Source organism: Lysinibacillus sp. fkY74-1 (assembly GCF_053165895.1).
On the sequence record NZ_CP170173.1, the window covers coordinates 3050662 to 3070185 of the forward strand.

Below are 19524 nucleotides of genomic sequence, written 5' to 3' on the forward strand. Positions count from 1 at the left end.
ATGAATAAACGAATTCTTGTAGTAGAAGATGATGTGGCCATTGCCAATTTAATTAAAATGACATTAGCTACCCAGCATTATGAATTCGACATTGCCCAAGATGGGAACAGCGCACTTCAAAAGGCTATTACCATGAAACCAGATGTTTATATTTTAGATTTAGGACTACCGGACATAGATGGTGTAGAGCTTATTACAAAAATTAGAAGTTGGACGCAAACGCCCATTATTGTCGTCAGTGCGCGCGGAGAAGAATATGACAAAATTAACGCTCTGGACGCAGGTGCAGATGATTATGTCACAAAGCCATTCAGTGTGGAAGAATTATTAGCAAGAATTCGTGTTGCCTTAAGAAGAGCAGCGTATGAATATCCACCTGAACAGGAAAATGCAACTTTTACCAATGGCTATCTTCAAATTAATTACGTAGATCAAACGGTATTAGTGAATGGAAAGGAAATACATGTCACACCTATTGAATATAAACTTTTAGTTGTTTTATCCAAGCATGTTGGGAAAGTTTTAACCCATAATTTTATTTTAAAGGAAATCTGGCACAACGCTCTGCAATCAGATATTCCAAGTTTACGAGTGTTTATGGCGACACTTCGAAAAAAGATAGAAGATGACCCAGCACAGCCTAAACTAATACAGACACATGTGCGAGTCGGCTATCGAATGCTTCGCTATCATGAAGATGAATAAGATAGGAGAATTGTAGCAGAAGGCTTATTCGCCCTTCTGCTCTTTCATGGATGAATTCGTCTTATAAATTATCGCACCCTCCCATTAGCCTCTGCATATCATAGCTATAATCAGGTATGTCATCAATGAAAAACAAGTAGAAAGGAGATCATTATGGTATTTCGACCACCTTATCCATACCCTATGTATCCCGGTGGCATGAGAATGCCCATGCCAACACCACCACAGATGTCACCGCAGTCCTTTTTCCCGCCTGGAGGCTTCCCTGCTCAACCACGAATTCCAGGCGGCTTTCCAATGGCAAATGGAATAGGTTCCTTTGGAGGACAAATGCCGATGCCACCTGTGCAAGAACCATCTAAAATCGGTTCATTCTTACAACAAGCAAACAGTCTATTTAATTCCGCTAAAACTTATACACCATATATCCAACAAGCGATGCCAATGGTTAAAAATATACCGTCCTTATTAAAACTATATAAAGGATTCCAAGGACTACCTTCGACGGGAGGCGGAGCGGCTGGCGCTGATCGTGGAGGCAGTGAAAGCAAGGCTGCTGCTGGAAATAAACGATCAGCGAGGCAAAATACATCAGCATCATTTTCGCCTCCTGAACCAATTCCATCTAAACCACGTATTTTCCAGCCACCCATGTAAATGAACGTTTCTTTGTATTCGCCGCCCCTGTCCGTTATAATGTAGATAGGTAAAGCTTGAAAGGAGTCACAACCATGCAAGTATTAAAAATTAATCCACGTGGCTATTGCTACGGTGTTGTTGATGCGATGGTCATCGCACGAAACGCCGCACTCGATAAAACATTACCAAGACCTATCTACATTTTAGGAATGATTGTCCATAATAAACATGTCACAGACGCGTTCGAAGAAGATGGTATCATCACTTTAGACGGCGATAATCGCTTAGAAATTATCGAACAAGTTGAATCTGGTACTGTGATTTTCACAGCACATGGTGTTTCACCTGAAATTCGTGACATTGCGAAGCGTAAAGGCCTAGTGTCCATTGATGCTACATGTCCTGATGTAACAGTTACCCACGATTTAATTCGTGAAAAATCTGCAGAAGGCTATGATATTATTTATATTGGGAAAAAAGGACATCCGGAACCTGAGGGTGCCATTGGCGTTGCACCTGATCATGTCCATTTAGTTCAATCTTCCAATGATATTGATGCGTTAAATTTAACGAATGATAAGTTGCTTGTCACAAATCAAACGACAATGAGCCAATGGGATGTTGCCCATTTAATGGATAGTTTAAAAGAAAAGTTCCCACATATTGAGGTACACAAAGAGATTTGTTTAGCTACTCAAGTCCGTCAAGAAGCTGTCGCTCAGCAGGCAGGAGAAGCGGATCTATTGATTGTTGTAGGCGACCCTAAATCGAATAACTCCAATCGTTTAACGCAAGTTTCTGTTGAAATCGCTGGAACACCTTCCTATCGTATTGCGGACGTTTCAGAGCTTAAAATAGATTGGTTAAAAGGAATTAATAAAGTTGCGGTTACAGCAGGAGCTTCAACACCAACACCTATTGTCAAAGAGGTCATTTCATTCTTGGACCAATTTGATGAAAATGATCCATCCACACATGTTATCAAACGTACGGTGACATTAGATAAAATTCTACCGAAGATTAAAACACCTAAACCAGTCGATAAGATTATGCCCCATAAATGACGATAAAAAATCCTGATTGCTATTATGACAATCAGGATTTTTTTCTTTATTTACTAAAATAATAGTTTATCGGACGACCAATTCCACCATAATGGACATCCATCGTAATTTTTTCCTGTTTCTCTAAATAATCTAAATATCTTCTAGCTGTAACTCGGGCAATCCCGACCCCACTCGCTACATCTTCTGCTGATGCGCCATCTACTGATTGCAAAAAGTGCACTACCTTATCAAGGGTTGTACGATTAAAGCCTTTCGGAAGGTTTTTTTCTGTTTGTAACAAGATAGTCTGTTCCAAAGGTTTTTGCCCATCGCGATAATGGAATAATTGATCCAATTCGCCTTGTGTTAGCTCGCGTTCCGTTTGCGTTTGTTTTTTAAAGTGTAAATAATTTTCTAGGGTCCCTTTGACACGTTCAAACGAAAAGGGTTTCATAATATAATCAAAGACACCTAGGTGTAGTACTTGTTTCACCGTGTCCATATCATTCGCAGCCGTTACAGTGATGACATCTACTGGTAAGTCCAGCTCGCGTATTTTACGTAAACTAGTGATGCCATCTTGCTCCGGCATAAATATATCCATAAATACCAAGTCAGGCTGATGTTGACGAATTTGCGTAACCCCATCTAAGCCATTTGATGCTTGTCCAATCACTTGAAATTGATCTACCTTTTCAATAAATTGTCGATTTACCTCACGCACCATTGGATCATCCTCAATTAATAATACCTTAATTTTTACCACTATCAGCCCTCCATTCCAAATTAATGCTTACGCATAGTAAAACGTTATTAAAAAACTAGTCCCTTTATTTGGTTCACTGATGACTTCGATATCACCTTGTCCTTTTTCAACAATCTCTTTTATTAAAAATAGCCCTATGCCTCGGTAATTTTTCTCTTTTGTTGAATAGCCATTGTCAAAAATATGACTCTTGATCTCATCTGTCATGCCAACACCATTATCCGTCACAAGAATGGCTAATACATCCTCATCCTCATCGACAGAAACATGAATGACCTTCTCCTCCACCTGAGTATCCCTTAATGCATCAAAGGCATTTTCTATTAAATTCCCAAATAGAATGACGAAATCATGATGATCTAAATTAGGTGGAAAGGATGTTAAGCGACTTTCACGGTCAATTTCCAATCGAATCCCTTGTTCTTTGGCATAGGAAATTTTACTAAGCAATAGCCCTGAAATATTTTCATTTTTAATGCGTTCATTTAAAAAGTTAGTAATTTCATCATGTTCTTCCTTTACCTGTGTCAAGTAGGATAATGCCTGATCATGATGTCCAAGTTGTAAAAGCCCAGCTATCGTATGCAATTTATTTTTATGCTCATGAGTTTGAACACGAAGCGCTTGGACAAATGCTCGTACTCCTGTCAGTTCTTCAGCAAGCCTTTTCACTTCTGTACGATCTTTAAACATAGCCACTGCTCCCACAGTTTCTCCATTTACCTGTATGGGGATACGATTACTCATAATACTATGATCATTTATATATAGCTCACGGTTAAATAGTGGCTGATCAAGCTCTAAAATTTCAGGTAGCCTTGTATCCGGTAGGACGTGAAATATTTTCTGACCAATTAATTTGGATGGCTTTTCGTGAACCCCGAGTATTACACAGGCTTTCTCGTTAAAAATGGTAATGGTCAAATCATTATCGATGGCAATAATACCTTCATGCATCGCATTAAAGGTTTCCGTTCGTTCAACATACATTTTGGCAATTTCATGGGGCTCTAATCCAAACATTTGCTTTTTCATATGAAGCCCTAATGTTCGCGCACCCCATACGCTAAAGATTAGTGATAATAGTAACGTAATGATAAGCTCGGTCTGCATCGATTGCAGTAATTCCGCCACCGTCAAAACACTATATCCAACGACCGTAACACCTATTTGTTGTCCTTGATTGTTCATGATTGGTACAAACGCGCGAACCATGTTACCATGCTCCCCATGCGCGATTGATGTATAATAATGTTCAGAAAAAGCGGCATTTAAATCAGCCGATTGCGAAATGCTTCCAAGTTCCTCCCTGTTAGGGTGAGAATATTTCCGTCTTTTCGTATCCAAAACAACAATATATTGAGCACCATTTATATCTCGGATTTCTTCAACTACAGGGTTAATATGTTGTATGGCCATTTCCATGTTTTCATGGGCAATATAGGTTTTGATTTCGGGAAGCTGCGAGACTGTTTTAGCGACTAGTAACGCTTGGTCACTAAGCTTGCTCTTTTGCTCATTCATTACATATCCCAACAAAAAAGTACCACCAATACTAAAGGAAAGCATAAGAATAAAAAAAGTTAGCGACATAATTTTTCTTTGCATCGATAACTTCTGAAATTTCAAGATGCTCGCCTCCCCCCTACTATATTTTAGCTTACTCCATATGTTAGAATAACAAAAACAATAGAAAATACGAATTAATTGGGTGTATTCAATGAAAAAATTTATTATTGGAACGATTGTAACTGTCTTAATTTTAGTGATCACTATTAGTGTTCAACAAGGTTTACTTTTTGCTAAGCCGCTTCCCTACGATGATGAGCAGAAGGGATTAGACACACAGATTACCATCCATTTAAGTCATGTAGTAGCTGAAAATACGCCAAAAGGACAGGCTGCCAATAAATTTGCTGAATTAGTAGAAGAAAAGACAAAAGGGAAGGTCAAAGTACATGTTTACTCCAATTCCTCTTTATTTAATGATGAAAATGAGTTTCAAGCTTTGCAAAAGGGAGAAGTCGAAATGATTATCCCTACCTTTTCTAAAATGACCACGTATGTACCGAATTGGCAAGTTCTTGACTTACCCTACCTGTTTAATACAAATGAAGAAGTACAAGAAGTTCTGACAGGAACGATAGGTGATCAATTATTAAACGAACTAGAAGCTATTCATATTAAAGGACTCGGCTTTTGGTACAACGGCTTTAAACATCTAACCTCTGTTGATCACCCCATTCATACATTTGAAGATTTACAGGGTTTACGCATCCGCACAATGCCAAGCAAAACATTGGAAAAGCAATTTGAAGTATTGAAAGCAACACCTATCCCGATTTCCTTTAGTGAGGTTTATACAGACCTAGAGAAACATGCCATTGATGCACAGGAAAATACAGCGTCAAATATTTATTCAAAAGGCTTCTACAAGGTTCAAAAACATATGACCATCACACAGCATGGTATTTTAGGATATGCGGTATTAATGAATGAAAACTTTTGGGATTCCCTACCCGTGAAAATTCAACATCAATTAGTGGAGGCTATGAAGGAAACAACAGATTGGCAGTTTGAACAGGCTGCCCGTATGAATGAACAAGATATGTTAAAGCTCAAACAGCAAGATGATTTTGATGTTTCTACAATGAGTCTCAAGGAAAGACAGCGCTTTAAGGAGCAACTCGCCCCTGTCTATGATTTTTATAGGGCTCAACTACAAAATGATTCCATTTTGACGGAGATTGAAAAAATTGTTGCACCCTAATACTTTTGTTCATTAATGATAGATCCTTACTTTTCGTAGGGATCTTTTCTTTTGTATTATAATAGATTCCGAAAAATCAAAACTACTATAAAACAGCTTAAAACCATTGCTATTACTGCATTTACCATCCCTATCATTGAAAAATGAACAAAATGAACAATAGAAACATTACGGTCATAAAAACTATTGTCGGAAAATTTCAGCTATGATAACGACATGAAAGCGTTCACACAATCTTCATAGATGTTGTAGGGGGAGAATTATATGCGTATAAATTTCAAAAACTTAACAGTACAAGTATTGATTGCTATTGTACTAGGAATTATAGTAGGTGCTACGTTCCCAGAATTTGGAGCGAAGCTAAAAATATTAGCGGATATATTTATTAAACTTATTAAAATGTTAATAGCACCAATTATCTTCTTAACAGTTGTAATTGGAATTGGTAGTATGGGAGATGTCAAAAAGGTAGGGAAAATTGGGGGAAAAGCCTTAATCTATTTTGAAATTGTTTCCACATTTGCCTTAGCGATTGGACTTATAGTTGTCAATATTGTAAAACCAGGTAAAGGTTTTAATACGGAAGCTGCCAATGGAGCAGATGTCTCTCAATATACAGACGCGGCGGCGGCAGAGCACGGTCTGGGTGCATTTATTATGCAAATTATCCCTGATAATGTTGTGGGTGCTCTCGCAAATGGTGAATTATTACCTGTCTTATTCTCAGCCGTATTATTTGGTTTAGCAGCAGCAGCGATTGGAGAACCAGCTAAACCAGTTATTAAATTTTTTGAGCAAGTTGCGGATATCTTCTTTAAAATCGTTAATATGGTCATGAAAGTTTCTCCTATTGGCGCATTTGGTGCCATGAGTTATACAATCGGAAACTTTGGACTTAAATCTCTTGGCAACTTAGGATTTTTAATGCTATCCGTCTATATCACAATGTTTATTTTTATCGTTGTTATTATAGGGGCCATTACACGCTACTTTGGATTTAGTATTTTTAAATTTATTAAATACATTAAAGATGAAATTTTCATCGTGATTGGTACATCTTCTTCTGAATCAGCATTGCCTTCCATGATGCGTAAATTAGAAAACTACGGCTGTTCTAAACAAGTTGTGGGACTAGTTATACCAACAGGTTATTCGTTTAACTTAGATGGAACATCCATATACTTATCGATGGCAGCTATATTTATTGCCCAAGCTTACGGGGTTGATTTAGATATTTGGCATCAAATCACATTACTAGCCATTCTAATGCTTACATCTAAAGGGGCTGCTGGCGTAACCGGCTCTGGGTTTATCACACTTGCTGCTACATTAGCGGCATTCCCGATGATTCCCGTAGAAGGGATTGCATTATTAATCGGGGTTGACCGATTCATGTCCGAAGCCCGAGCTGTTACCAATCTAATTGGTAATGGTGTGGCGACAGTGGTCGTTTCAAAAATGGAGAAGGAATTTGACACAGAGCAGGAAAAGCGGGCTCTCTCAGGTCAAATCGCGCAATCTTAAATAGTTAAAAAGGCTACTGAAAGCGAGATACTTGTCTCTCTTTAGTAGCCTTTTATATAGTCCATTTTTAGAAATTCATAGACACCACCATTTCCTTGCATATAGGTATGGTCATCATGCTAAAATAAGCAACTAATTCGTGTTTTGTTGTGACAGCAAAAATAGAATTCCCTCTTATATTCGTATTGAGAAATGCTTGTAAATCCTCCTGATCAGCCTTCATATCATAGAAAGAATAGTCGCCATTATAATGCCAGTTATAGGCAATATCTTCGCTTGTTCTTGTGTAATTGTTTGAAATCGATAGTTCAAAACTTCCCCTTCTGTCATTTTGTGAAACCTCCTGGATGACCTACTCGTATATATAATGAATGGAGGTTCTTTATGGCAACATTTACACTTACCTATCCAAAGGGCTTTAAAAGCTTTTCCGCTATTCCAATTATGAATGAACACAACGAAACAGTGTGTATGCTTCAAAAAGTAGAACGTTCTTCTACTGGAAAAGTTTTAAACGCCGTATTATTAGTCGCGACACAGCAAACTTTACCCTATCGTTATGAAACACGTACAACTCTAGGTGCCCCGCTTTTTCAAGTACAATCTACTCTATTAACAAAAGGGGTTAGTCATCAGCTCGTTATGCCTGATGGTAGCATCATACCGATTGTCCGAAGAACAGTTCAATTATTAGAATCCTCTTACACCTTTACAATGGACAACTTGGCATTTCGTTTTGAGAAGGATTTTACTTCTACCGCCTATTTATATTGTAATGATGTGAAAATTGCGAGTGCAAGCCCAATAGAGACTGAGCTCATACGGACGGGACTTATGTTTAAACTTTTCCAAGCTGACGACATGCACTTTGTTGCACTACTGGCAACACTCTATCAAGCTCTATTTGCCATGAATAATTAATGTAGATTCCCATAAATAAATTACCTAGCAAAAAGGAAGGCATCTAGATTATAGTCTCGATGCTTTTCAATTAATTTTTTCTCGTTCCTCATTTAGTATATGAATGATATAGGAATCACTTTGATTCACATTTGTTTGGACAATCTTTTTTACTGCCCCTTCCATCTTAGTCGCTAATTGAAGTGCCTCCTCATTGTCACCATTTATAGTTGTTTGAATCGTAATGGTTGTACGATTCTCTAGTATTAAGTATTCATATACATCAAATGCCTGTAACCCTTTAATTAAATCTTCGATTAATAGATTAATATCATTGCCTATCGTTTTATTACCATCGAGCAAAGTAGTAAATTCCCATCTTTCAAAAACAATGGAATAATCCTTTAATGCCGAAGTTTTTAAAGCGCTTTTAGCAATAGCCTCCATGTCTTTTTTAACCGACTGTACATACTCTTCTCCTCCTACAATTTGGATGACCAATTCCTTGTCCGCAGTTGTTTTAACATCAATACCAACGTATTTTTCAAGGAGCTTATCTTTCAATAGTGATAAACTCAGCTCTTCTTTCGTAATAATTGGACCTTTCTCGATATTCGCTTCCACAGGCTTGCCATCTACATATTTATTAAACAGGATGATGATCGCGATAATGACCAGCATTAATCCTGTAACGACTCCAATCCGTTTCACATGAAATCCCCCCTGTTAGGAAGGTATGAACTCTGCAAATACAATATTCACCGTTTTCTATCACTGTTTTATAGTTACTATGCTATGGACCATTTCTGGTATTGCTAAATTTCTCTCACATATTCCGGAACACGAAATAAATTTGCTATGTTTTGTCCTTTCTGTGTCATGATTCTAAAATAGGAGTACACTAAAGGGGTAGTAATTCTATATTTTTGGAGGGTTTTATATGGATGCAAAAGCAGCGGAAATTAAAAATATTATGACCTTGAATCTACTCGTACAAATTTTAAAAGAACGTGGCATTATGACGGATAAGGAATTAAAGGAACGTCTCTCAAATACGGTCAAGCTATCCTCTATGGATGCAGATTTGAAAGAAAAGGTTATCGAAGAAATCGAACATTAATAGGAATGATCCAAACAAAAACAACCGCTTCCATGCTGTGAATATAGCTGAAAGCGGCTGTCTATATGATTGTTTTAAATAAAACGAATGTATACGTTTAAGATACCTATTGCCTCAAAATTAAGAACGAATTGTTTTTAAAGCTGTTGACCAAGGAATTAGCTGATCTAACATTTGATGGACGGAATCTGCCTGCACCTCTTTTGGCTTAAAGACCGAGCCGTTTTCAAAATCAGTAAATAAAGATAAAGCAGGATGAACTCGCACATCGGCAACTAGTAATTCTCCTAGAATCCCTCGTAAATGCTCCGCAGCACGTGCTCCTCCAACTGAACCATAGGAAACGATACCTGCGGCTTTATTGTTCCATTCTACTCGTAAAAAGTCTAATGCATTTTTTAGTGCACCTGTGATTGAATGGTTATACTCAGCCACAATAAAGACAAAGCCGTCACATGCGGCTACTTTCTCTGACCATATAGCTACTCCAGAAGTATCTCCTCCCGGCTCACCAAGAAACGGTAATTTAAAATCAGCGATATCAATTATTTCATATTCCGCATCACGACGTTTTTCAGCAACTTCCTTTACCCACGCTCCAACTTGTGGGCTAACACGACCTTCTCGCGTACTTCCTAAAATAATACCGATTTTTAACATATGATCCTCCTCGTTTTCCCATTCATTTTGTGTGAATCATCGTCATTCCCTGTACGCCAAACAACACTCGTAACCATTTTGGTCAGGTACATACAGTATTATTCATGACCTTTATGTTGTAGTCGCTAGTAATATTTTGAATCAAATAATCTTTAATTCAAAATTAAATTACCATATTTCTTTATTTTCTGTCAATTATTAAAATTTGAGGCTTTTTTTACTAGCTTACTTTAATTTAATGGGCTGCTCCAGTGCCTCTAATTCTTCTTCCATGGAGGTAAATTGTCTTTCCACTACATATTTTGCGTCAGATACTGCTGCGTTATAAATATATGGGGCGATATTTTCCTTGATAAAATCTAACACACGTTCTGCTTCAAATTCAGTAATATCTTCATCACGATGAGTATAGAAAAATCGCTGAATATCAGCTAGAATCATTTCTTGCTGCTCTTTAGATAAACGAATAAACAAGGCCTATCTCTCCATTTCTACTAATTGATTTCATGCTCATCTTATCATTTTCTATCTATTCTTTGCATACAAAAAGGCTGAACACTACCTAGTGAACTGACCCCCTTCGGGTTAGCAAGGTTATCTTTACACAGCTATCAGGGGTCGGTTTATACTTCAGCAGCGTACCAACAAGCAATCCAAGCAAAGGGCATTACCATGAGCATGTCCTGTAAAGGAACGCCCGCTGATAATCCCCCCATTGAATCGTTTCATGCGACACTCAAAGCAGAAACGTTTTATCTCGACAGATTAACTCGAACTACAACGCATTGTAGTTCAAACCGTAAGAGATTATAACAATACTCAAATTCAATTGAAATTAAACAACCAGTCTCCAATTAATGATCGGAAACTGGTTGGGTGATGCTTTTTTGAGACTGTCTTACTTATGAGGTTCAGTCCCTAGTAATGTTCAACCTTTTATTATTGTTTACATTCAAATGAATAACTCGTGGAAAGGAAGTTTTTTTCCTTTGATATAATGGCTTGACCGCCATCATCTTCACATTGTTCGGTCATGGCATCCATTTTCTTTTCATTCATCATATTCGTCATAATCGTCATGCCTATACCAAAAACAGCGATAAATAAACCGATTATAATCCACAGTTTACCAGCCTTATTGCCAGCAGGTCTTTCATTAGTCACATCTATTCCCCTCGCTTACACAAATAAAAATGGTTCTGTATTGATTGTTGATTGTACAAATTCAACCTCATATTTTTTATCCGCACATAGCTTCGTCATTTTTTCCGCTACTCCTGCAATCATCACTTTTTCGACATGATGACCTGGATCGACAATTTGCAGATCTATTGCTTGGGCATCCTGTGCTGTATGGAAGTACATATCTCCCGTTAAAAAAACATCTGCCCCTGCACGTTTTGCTGCATAAATATATTTATTACCATCTCCACCAACCAGTGCAATCTTCTTAATCTTTGACTGTAAATCACCTACGACACGAACCGCTGGAACCTGTAGCTGCTGCTTCACGTACTCTGCGAATTGATGTAAGGTCATTTCCTTAGATAAGTAACCTACACGCCCTAATCCCATACTATTCGTTTGCTGATCAAGTCGAATTACATCATAGGCTGGCTCTTCATAAGGATGGCTAATAAGCATGGCCTTTAAAACTCGGTTTTTGATGGATTCAGGAAATACGACTTCTACCTTAACTTCCTCTTCAACATGTAATTCACCAATAGTGCCAACGAATGGATTTGCACCTGCTAACGCCCGGAAACGTCCTTCTCCGGCAGTTGTATAACTACATGCTTCATATTCTCCAATGCGCCCTGCTCCAGCTTTTGCTAGCGTCTCGCGTAAATCCTCAGCATTTGCAGACGGGATAAAAACAGCAAGCTTTAAAAGATGTTCTGAGTAAGTTTCTTCTAGTATCGTACGGTCCTGTAGCTGAAGGGCATCTGCAAGTAAATCATTGACTCCACCTTCAGCTACATCTAAATTTGTATGCGCCGCATAAACAGCGATATCATGTTTTATAAGCTTTTCATATAATCGCCCTGCTGGATGGTCTGTACGAATATTTGCGAGACGTCTAAAAATAGGAGGATGATGAGCAATGATTAGCTCACATCCTTTTTCAATGGCCTCATTCGCAACAGCTTCATTGACATCTAAAGTGACTAATACTTTGCTAACAGGTTTATTGAGTGTACCAATCGCTAAACCAATAGGATCATTCTCCATGCAAGCCAGTTTTTTAGGTGACCATGATTCGAACACTTGAATAATTTCTTGACCGTTTACCGTCTTCATTTACAAAACTCCTTCTACTAATTGAATAAGAGCCAATAACTCTGCACGTTTTTCTTCAATTTCAGGTGTTTGTTCTGCATCTTTTATGGATAGTAATACACGTTGCCAATTTTCTTTTTCACGCGTCCATTTTTTTACAAACGCTGGTGCTTTACGTGTGCTTAGTTTTGGACCAAATAAAATCTCTGCTGTCGAAAGCTCCATTTGTGCCCTTTGCAACACAAGAATTTCATAGATTTTATCATCTTCCTCTAAAATCTCTTCATCGAGAATAGCCCAATTATGTGCTAAAGCCCATTCACGGATCACCTTGGCATGAATATTCGGTTGTAAAATAAGACGTGTAACACCTTGCAGCTTTTCAGGATGCTTCTCTAAAATAGAGACAATTAAGGGACCGCCCATTCCTGCAATCGTTACTGTATCCACATGGTCAGTTAATTCTATTGCGGCTAATCCATCTGCGAGACGTACCGTAATTTCATGGTGTAATCCTTCTTTTTGTACTTGTCCCACTGCGGATTCATAGGGCCCAGCTACTACCTCCCCAGCTATCGCTGAAGAAGCTACTCCTTGATGAATTAAATAGCAGGGTAGATAGGCATGGTCACTACCTATATCCGCTACTACCGCTCCTGTGGGAACAAATTTTGCTACAGTTTCTAATCGTTTCGAAAGTTTTTGTGCGTTCATTTTATACCGCCTACCTTAAATAGAGTCCATTACTAGTATGGAGGATGTCGTGAAAAAAAACAAATGGAGTTGTCTCACAATACTCATGTGGACAACCCCATTTCATGATTTTTTGCATTTAAAAAGTAGCTGTACTATTTCAGTACAGCTACTTGTCAGTCATACTATTCTAAAGTAGAAATGTATTCAGCAATAGCTTTTGCTTCTGCTTCAGTTTTCATGTTTGGTTGCATCGGAGTACCTTCGATACCCTTTGTTAAAACCTCAACGATACGGGCTTCATCTAAGCCATGTAGGTTTGGACCCATACTACCAGTTAAATCACCACCGTGACAACCGATACAAGATTGTACTAGTGCTGCACCGTCAGCATTTGCGTCTGTAGTTTCAGTAGTTTCGCCACCGCCCTCTTGTTCAGCAGCAATTTCTTTCTTGTTATCTGCACCTTGTAAAGACATGAAGAAAATAAGACCAATACCAAATGCCAGAATTAAGATGTAAGGAACGACTGGATTGTTTTTCATAAGTTTCCCCTCCTCATTTTAAGTCTACTTCTATTATAATATAGAATCAGTCAACATCTAATATTGTACTTCATTAACAAAGAAACGAAAAGCCCTATTCGCTAAGTTTTCCTTTGTTTGTAACAAATTCGACATTTCTGTATCTATTGGATAAAATATGTCTTGCAAACACCAAATTTTGGTCAATTTCATAGCTTTTTTTTCATACTGTTATCATACCCGTTGCATACATTCATATACTAAAAAAATAAAAAAACCTGCACACCATGGAAGTAGTGTGCAAATGTCAATCATTTATAAGTGCAAAAAATTACTATAAATTTATGATATAGTAGCCAATCAGTGCTAGTAATCCTAAAACACCGGAGACCGTGAAATAAAGGAGCTTCATTTTAATACCTGACCAAAGCCAAATAAGACAGTTGGCGGCAATCAAGCAAAATAAAACGATATTATCTCCACTAAAATATGTAGTACACAAACGTATAGACATACTAAATAATAGGATAGCGGCAAGTAAATGATATATAGGAGCTAGTAGATGTTTCTTTTGCGCCATTTGAAACGCAACGATAAATAATATACATGCACTAATACCTATGACAACGGTTAAAATCAATGTGAATGATTTTATTGTAAAATAGATTGCCAAAACAGCTATTATGGCGATACATAGACTTGCTATCAGAAGTATCATTTTTCTTTTTTCAGATGGTAAAATCGCTTGTTTAGGATCTTGCACAGGTTCTAACTCCTCTATATCAGCCCCCTCTGTATAAAGAGCTGCTAAGAAGTCACAATAGTGCTCTGGTAATAGTTTATTTTGCTTCCAAAACAGAATTTCATTGAGAATAATTTTTTTCCGGGGATTCGTCATAATGTTAGCTCCAAACATTGCTTAATAATGGTTGTATTACAATTTTATCTCACACTTTTGGGAAATACATCTGTATAAAGTAGCAAATCTCTCATTTCCTTCATTCTAATTATCTATTATTAGCGAAAACAAGTTTGCGGAATATCGAGGCTAATTACCTTTTCAATGGTATAAAAAAGGAGCTATCCAACTAGGTATTTTTACACTAGTTGGATAGCTCCATCTATTTAAATTATTCTAAGAAGTCTTTTAGACGTTTACTACGAGAAGGGTGGCGTAATTTTCTTAAAGCTTTCGCTTCAATTTGACGAATACGTTCACGTGTTACGCCAAAAACCTTACCTACCTCTTCTAAAGTTCGTGTACGACCATCATCTAAACCAAAACGTAAACGAAGTACGTTTTCTTCACGGTCTGTTAAAGTATCTAGGACATCTTCTAGCTGTTCTTTTAACAATTCATATGCTGCATGGTCAGATGGAGATTGTGCTTCAGAATCCTCAATAAAGTCTCCTAAATGAGAATCATCTTCTTCTCCTATCGGTGTTTCAAGAGATACTGGTTCTTGAGCAATTTTTAAAATTTCGCGTACTTTTTCTGGTGTTAGATCCATTTCTTCACCAATTTCTTCTGGCGAAGGTTCACGGCCAAGATCTTGTAAAAGTTGACGTTGTACACGGATTAATTTATTAATGGTTTCGACCATATGAACCGGAATACGAATGGTACGTGCTTGGTCTGCAATCGCACGCGTAATAGCCTGACGAATCCACCATGTAGCGTAAGTAGAGAATTTAAAACCTTTGCGGTAATCAAATTTTTCAACGGCCTTAATCAGCCCCATATTCCCTTCTTGAATTAAATCAAGGAATAGCATTCCACGACCTACATAACGTTTAGCGATAGATACTACCAGACGTAAGTTTGCTTCTGCAAGACGTTTACGTGCTTCTTCATCACCTTGTTCAATACGCTCAGCAAGTTTGATTTCTTGCTCTGCAGATAGTAAATCAACTCGACCGATTTCTTTTAAATACATCCGTACAGGGTCATTGATTTTAACACCCGGTGGTACACTCAAATCATTTAAGTCGAAAGTCTCTTCGTTTGCTTCTTCTTTCATTAGACTTTCTTCTTCAAATTCTTCTTTTCCAATAATTTGAATGTCTTTATGCTTTTCAAGATCCTCAGCAAAATGGAAAATTTCTTCGTTTTCCAATTCATAAGGTGTTAGTTTCTCTGAAATTTCTTTCATAGAAATTTCACCCTCTGTTTTTGCCTTTTCTTGTAGGAATTTTTTTGCATCATCTAATGTAATTTCTACTTCTATCTCTTTTGAACGTTCTGACTTGTCCGCCATAAACCTTCCTCCTTCTAAACAACCGAATCGGGTTAAATCGCCGATAACGATTTTCTTAAATGAATAATCTGTTGGGCGATTTCAAGTGCACGTGCATACTCATGCATCTTCTCCGCTTCCTTTGACTCATGCATCTTTTGATAAATTTCTTGCTCAATTCTATATTTTTGAAGCTGACGGATTGAGTCCACAACCTCTGCCTCTGCTTGATCAGGATCTCGCTCGACTAAAGCCGCTTCCATAACAATCTTCCGTAATTCAGCGTCATCCAAAATCTCCATAAAGCGTTGATAATCAGGATGACCATATTCCTCATAAAATCCTACTAAGCGAACAAAAACAGCCATATAAGCATCTCGTACAAATGGCTCTTTTTGCTCACTCCGTAATACCCTGTCCACTACATCTATATTATGAAGCATATGGGCCAGTAATAAACGTTCGGCACGTTCAGCTGCATCCATAGGCTTTTGTTGTTGCGTGACTGGCATTGAAGGCATTTGTGTCGGCATTTCTGGTTTTGCAGAACGTACCTGATTAGCCTCCAGCTTTCGGAATTGGGCATAAATGGCTTCTTCCGAGATATTTGTTTCATTTGATAGCTGTCGTATATACAAATCTCGTTCAACTGGCGAAGATCTACCTGTGAGCTGTTCAAGGACTTCTTGTATATATTGAAGCGTATCATTTTCAAATTGAAAGTTCTTATTTCGTCTAGCATGCATCATCATAAAAGCAATATACGCATGAGGGTTTTCCAAAATTTGTTCCTTAAATGCTTGTCCGCCTAACGTGCGAATATATTCATCAGGGTCCAACTTTTCTGGTAACACAGCAATATCTACTTTCATGCGCTCCGTATGCAAAAGCTGTGCCGCTCTTTTCGCTGCATCAAATCCAGCATTATCACCATCATAGCAAATCGTAACTTGCTCAACTAAGCGCTTTAGCTTTGTGATATGCTGATTTGTTAGGGAAGTACCCATTGTTGCTACGGCATTCATAACACCTACAGAGTTAGCTGCTAATACATCCATAAAACCTTCCATCAATACTACTTGACGATTTTTTCTGATAGAAGTTCGTGCTTTATCTAGGTTATAGAGCACTTCACTTTTTTGAAATATTGGTGATTCTGGGCTATTTAAATATTTCGCTTCCTCACCCGTTGATGAAAGTATTCGTCCTGAGAAGGCAATAATTTTACCATTCTCATCTCGAATCGGGAACATGATCCTTCCTCTAAAACGATCAAAATAACGTTCTTCTCCCTCTCGCTTAATAATTAACCCACTTTCCGCCATTTCTTGTAAGTTATAACCTTTTCTTTCAAGCAATATTGTTAATGCGTCAAAGCTGGGGAGAGACCAACCAATGTTATTAGATTCTATAAGCTCCCTTGTAAATCCTCTTTCTAGCAAATAATTTAAAGGTTCTTCGCCATCCTCTGTATTTAACAGTAGATGGTGGAAAAAATCTGCTGTAAAAGCGTGTGCTTCTTTCATCCTTTCTTCCGCTTTAGAAATCTTTTTTGTTCCTCCAGGAAAAGTTGGCTCAACATCTAAATGTATGCCAGCTCGTTCTCCAAGTTTCACAACTGCATCAGGAAAAGATATGCCTTCAATGTCCATTACAAAAGTAATGGCATTACCCCCTGCACCACAACCAAAGCAATGGAAAATTTGCTTGTCCGATGATACAGAAAAAGACGGTGTTTGTTCTCCATGGAATGGACAGAGGCCAAACCAATTTCGCCCACGCTTGGTCAGCTGCATGTATTCACTAATAACATCAACGATATCCGATTGTGTACGAATCTGTTCAATTACTTCCTCTGGAATCTTCCCTGCCAAATCCATCACCATCTTTAATAATTACGTTCTAGAAACACAATTCGCTATTCGTTTTAAAATTCCTTTATTTCTCGACAAAAAATTAGGATTTTTCTCTTATAAATATTTTTACCACAATTTTATTATTATAAAACAAAAATTAGTTTTTATCTATACTAATTTCAAAATCCACTCAAAAAAACCGCCTCTATGAACCGAGGTGGTTTATTTTCGTACAATTTATTTACAAGTCAAAATATGTTCAATGATGGTATTGGCAGTCTCTTCCACAGCTTTATTAGTCACATCAATTACTCGACAGCCTATCTTGCCGACAATTTTTTCAAAATGTTGAATCTCTTCTAAAATACGATTATGTTGTGCATAGATGGCATCATCATTTAATCCAAGAGACATTAATCTTTCTTTCCTTATAGAATTTAACTTCTCAGGAGAAATGATTAATCCGAAACATTTTTTAGGGTCCAACTGTAATAGCTCTTCGGGTGGTTCTACTTCAGGAACTAAAGGGACATTCGCCACCTTATATTTTTTATGTGCTAAATATTGTGAGAGGGGCGTTTTAGATGTTCGGGATACGCCTACCAACACGATATCGGCCTGTAATAATCCACGGGGATCTCGACCATCATCGTATTTAACTGCAAATTCTATTGCTTCAATTTTTTTAAAATAATCATCGTCAAGCATATGAACAATCCCAGGTGTCTCCAATGGATTTTCTTCCATAAAGGTTGCCATTGATTGTAATGCAGGACCTATTATATCGACAGCATGTATCTTTTCCTGTTCACATAAATCACGTAATAGCTTTCGCATTTCTTGACGAACAAGTGTGTAAACAATAAATGCTTGTTGTTGTGCTGCAAGGAAAACAATCTTACGAATAAGCTCCTCCGATTGAATATGTGGAAATCGTCGGATAACAGTATTCTCTAGACCGGGCCGAAACTGGCTAATCACTGCCTTCGCAACTTGGTCGCCAGTTTCACCAACAGAGTCAGATACAACAAATACGCGTAGTCTTTTCATGCAGCTCTCCTTCAAATTTAGTCATTTTGCGCAAGAGATAAGAAAGCTCGTGTAATCGTTGTTTTTGTAAGACGGCCTATAATCGTCAAACCACCCTCTTGTGGTTCGACTACTGGTAGCGAATCAACTTCTCGTTCAATGAGCTTGTTCGCGGCAACAACCAAAGAATCTGATCTTTCACAGTACGAAATATTAGGCATACGTGTCATAATTATATGTACAGGAATTTTATTTAAATCCTGCGTGCCAATACTTGTACGCAGTAAATCTTTGCGAGATAGTACGCCTGTCAAAAACTCATTCTTATCTACGACAAAGAGTGTACCAACATCTTCTGAAAACATAAAGCAAATTGCATCATAAACCGTCATTGTTTCTGGGACAACTACAGGGCCTGAATGAAAATCCTTTACTTTTAAATTGTGAATACTATCCATCAATGTAACGGATGCCTTTTTCCCTGAATAGAAATAACCAACTCGTGGTCTTGCATCTAAAAATCCCGCCATCGTAAGGATCGCTAAATCTGGTCTTAAAGTCGCTCTAGTCAGATTGAGACGTTCTGCAATATGTTCCCCAGTGATAGGACCGTTTTCTTTCACAATTTGTAAAATGTTTTCCTGACGTTTATTGAGTTCGATTGGACTCACCGCCTCAAATCTAATAGTGTTATACTTATGCTCAATTATTATATACTATAGAATGATAGGTATGCAAAGTATTACACTAATTCTATATAAAAGGTGTTATAATA

At 37.7% G+C, this 19524-nt stretch carries 21 protein-coding genes and 1 pseudogene; 8 read left to right on the plus strand and 14 right to left on the minus strand.

All coding sequences use genetic code 11. The features are described 5' to 3' along the window. The 3 genes from ACE1MS_RS14955 to ACE1MS_RS14965 all read left to right on the plus strand — a co-directional run bounded on the left by ACE1MS_RS14955 (position 1) and on the right by ACE1MS_RS14965 (position 2408). Positions 1-705 (plus strand): response regulator, encoded by a 705-nt coding sequence (locus ACE1MS_RS14955; protein ID WP_012295223.1) that lies wholly within the window; start codon positions 1-3, stop codon positions 703-705. A 153-nt stretch (positions 706-858) separates the two neighbouring features. Further along, the gene (gene vrrA / locus ACE1MS_RS14960) at positions 859-1362 is read left to right on the plus strand and encodes a VrrA/YqfQ family protein (protein WP_036162144.1); all 504 of its coding nucleotides are present in this window, start codon (positions 859-861) and stop codon (positions 1360-1362) included. A gap of 74 nt (positions 1363-1436) precedes the next feature. Beyond that, positions 1437-2408 carry a 4-hydroxy-3-methylbut-2-enyl diphosphate reductase gene (locus ACE1MS_RS14965; protein WP_325881700.1) on the plus strand — a complete coding sequence of 324 codons (972 nt, stop codon included), beginning with the start codon at positions 1437-1439 and terminating at the stop codon, positions 2406-2408. 46 nt (positions 2409-2454) lie between these two features. On the opposite strand, the gene ACE1MS_RS14970 is transcribed toward ACE1MS_RS14965, so the two are convergent. Together ACE1MS_RS14970 and ACE1MS_RS14975 are read right to left on the minus strand one after the other, a co-directional pair. Further along, entirely contained in the window at positions 2455-3156 is a 702-nt protein-coding gene (locus ACE1MS_RS14970; RefSeq protein ID WP_012295226.1) for a response regulator, read from the minus strand. 27 nt (positions 3157-3183) lie between these two features. After that, the gene (locus ACE1MS_RS14975; RefSeq protein ID WP_031417016.1) at positions 3184-4764 is read right to left on the minus strand and encodes an ATP-binding protein; all 1581 of its coding nucleotides are present in this window, start codon (positions 4762-4764) and stop codon (positions 3184-3186) included. Positions 4765-4876: 112 nt separating this feature from the next. On the opposite strand from ACE1MS_RS14975, the gene ACE1MS_RS14980 reads away from it, so the two are divergent. From ACE1MS_RS14980 to ACE1MS_RS14990, 3 genes are all read left to right on the plus strand, one after another. Beyond that, complete coding sequence (locus ACE1MS_RS14980) at positions 4877-5926, plus strand: TRAP transporter substrate-binding protein (RefSeq protein ID WP_012295228.1); 1050 nt, start codon at positions 4877-4879, stop codon at positions 5924-5926. 264 nt (positions 5927-6190) lie between these two features. Then, positions 6191-7450 carry a dicarboxylate/amino acid:cation symporter gene (locus ACE1MS_RS14985; protein WP_012295229.1) on the plus strand — a complete coding sequence of 420 codons (1260 nt, stop codon included), beginning with the start codon at positions 6191-6193 and terminating at the stop codon, positions 7448-7450. Between the two features lie 384 nt (positions 7451-7834). After that, on the plus strand, positions 7835-8371 hold the full coding sequence (locus tag ACE1MS_RS14990; RefSeq protein WP_447402454.1) for a tubby C-terminal domain-like protein: 537 nt from the start codon (positions 7835-7837) through the stop codon (positions 8369-8371). A gap of 66 nt (positions 8372-8437) precedes the next feature. On the opposite strand, the gene ACE1MS_RS14995 is transcribed toward ACE1MS_RS14990, so the two are convergent. After that, on the minus strand, positions 8438-9061 hold the full coding sequence (locus ACE1MS_RS14995; protein ID WP_012295232.1) for a hypothetical protein: 624 nt from the start codon (positions 9059-9061) through the stop codon (positions 8438-8440). A gap of 229 nt (positions 9062-9290) precedes the next feature. Here ACE1MS_RS14995 and ACE1MS_RS15000 point away from each other — a divergent pair, with 229 nt between their 5' ends. Next, positions 9291-9470: a hypothetical protein gene (locus ACE1MS_RS15000; RefSeq protein ID WP_012295233.1), complete on the plus strand. Its 180-nt coding sequence runs from the start codon at positions 9291-9293 to the stop codon at positions 9468-9470. Positions 9471-9590: 120 nt separating this feature from the next. On the opposite strand, the gene ACE1MS_RS15005 is transcribed toward ACE1MS_RS15000, so the two are convergent. Both ACE1MS_RS15005 and ACE1MS_RS15010 read right to left on the minus strand, forming a co-directional pair. Next, entirely contained in the window at positions 9591-10130 is a 540-nt protein-coding gene (locus ACE1MS_RS15005) for an NADPH-dependent FMN reductase (protein ID WP_012295234.1), read from the minus strand. 225 nt (positions 10131-10355) lie between these two features. Then, positions 10356-10604 (minus strand): DUF2164 domain-containing protein, encoded by a 249-nt coding sequence (locus ACE1MS_RS15010; RefSeq protein ID WP_012295235.1) that lies wholly within the window; start codon positions 10602-10604, stop codon positions 10356-10358. Between the two features lie 126 nt (positions 10605-10730). Here ACE1MS_RS15010 and ACE1MS_RS15015 point away from each other — a divergent pair. Further along, positions 10731-11010, plus strand: a pseudogene (locus ACE1MS_RS15015) (IS3 family transposase); the annotation flags it as partial. Between the two features lie 59 nt (positions 11011-11069). On the opposite strand, the gene ACE1MS_RS15020 reads toward ACE1MS_RS15015, so the two are convergent. From ACE1MS_RS15020 to ACE1MS_RS15060, 9 genes are all read right to left on the minus strand, one after another. Continuing rightward, positions 11070-11294: a hypothetical protein gene (locus ACE1MS_RS15020; protein WP_012295236.1), complete on the minus strand. Its 225-nt coding sequence runs from the start codon at positions 11292-11294 to the stop codon at positions 11070-11072. Between the two features lie 15 nt (positions 11295-11309). Next, on the minus strand, positions 11310-12431 hold the full coding sequence (locus ACE1MS_RS15025; protein ID WP_036164220.1) for a Nif3-like dinuclear metal center hexameric protein: 1122 nt from the start codon (positions 12429-12431) through the stop codon (positions 11310-11312). After that, on the minus strand, positions 12432-13124 hold the full coding sequence (locus ACE1MS_RS15030) for a tRNA (adenine(22)-N(1))-methyltransferase (RefSeq protein ID WP_031417022.1): 693 nt from the start codon (positions 13122-13124) through the stop codon (positions 12432-12434). Between the two features lie 164 nt (positions 13125-13288). After that, on the minus strand, positions 13289-13648 hold the full coding sequence (gene cccA / locus ACE1MS_RS15035) for a cytochrome c550 (protein WP_012295240.1): 360 nt from the start codon (positions 13646-13648) through the stop codon (positions 13289-13291). Positions 13649-13961: 313 nt separating this feature from the next. Next, the gene (locus ACE1MS_RS15040) at positions 13962-14525 is read right to left on the minus strand and encodes a hypothetical protein (protein WP_036162150.1); all 564 of its coding nucleotides are present in this window, start codon (positions 14523-14525) and stop codon (positions 13962-13964) included. A 232-nt stretch (positions 14526-14757) separates the two neighbouring features. Further along, positions 14758-15885, minus strand: coding sequence for an RNA polymerase sigma factor RpoD (gene rpoD, locus ACE1MS_RS15045; protein WP_012295242.1), 1128 nt, complete (start codon positions 15883-15885; stop codon positions 14758-14760). Positions 15886-15917: 32 nt separating this feature from the next. Continuing rightward, complete coding sequence (gene dnaG, locus ACE1MS_RS15050) at positions 15918-17750, minus strand: DNA primase (RefSeq protein WP_012295243.1); 1833 nt, start codon at positions 17748-17750, stop codon at positions 15918-15920. Positions 17751-17957: 207 nt separating this feature from the next. Further along, positions 17958-18770 (minus strand): pyruvate, water dikinase regulatory protein, encoded by an 813-nt coding sequence (locus ACE1MS_RS15055; protein WP_008178459.1) that lies wholly within the window; start codon positions 18768-18770, stop codon positions 17958-17960. Positions 18771-18787: 17 nt separating this feature from the next. Continuing rightward, positions 18788-19420, minus strand: a complete 633-nt coding sequence (locus ACE1MS_RS15060) for a helix-turn-helix transcriptional regulator (RefSeq protein WP_008178461.1) — start codon at positions 19418-19420, stop codon at positions 18788-18790. Positions 19421-19524 lie beyond the last annotated feature (104 nt).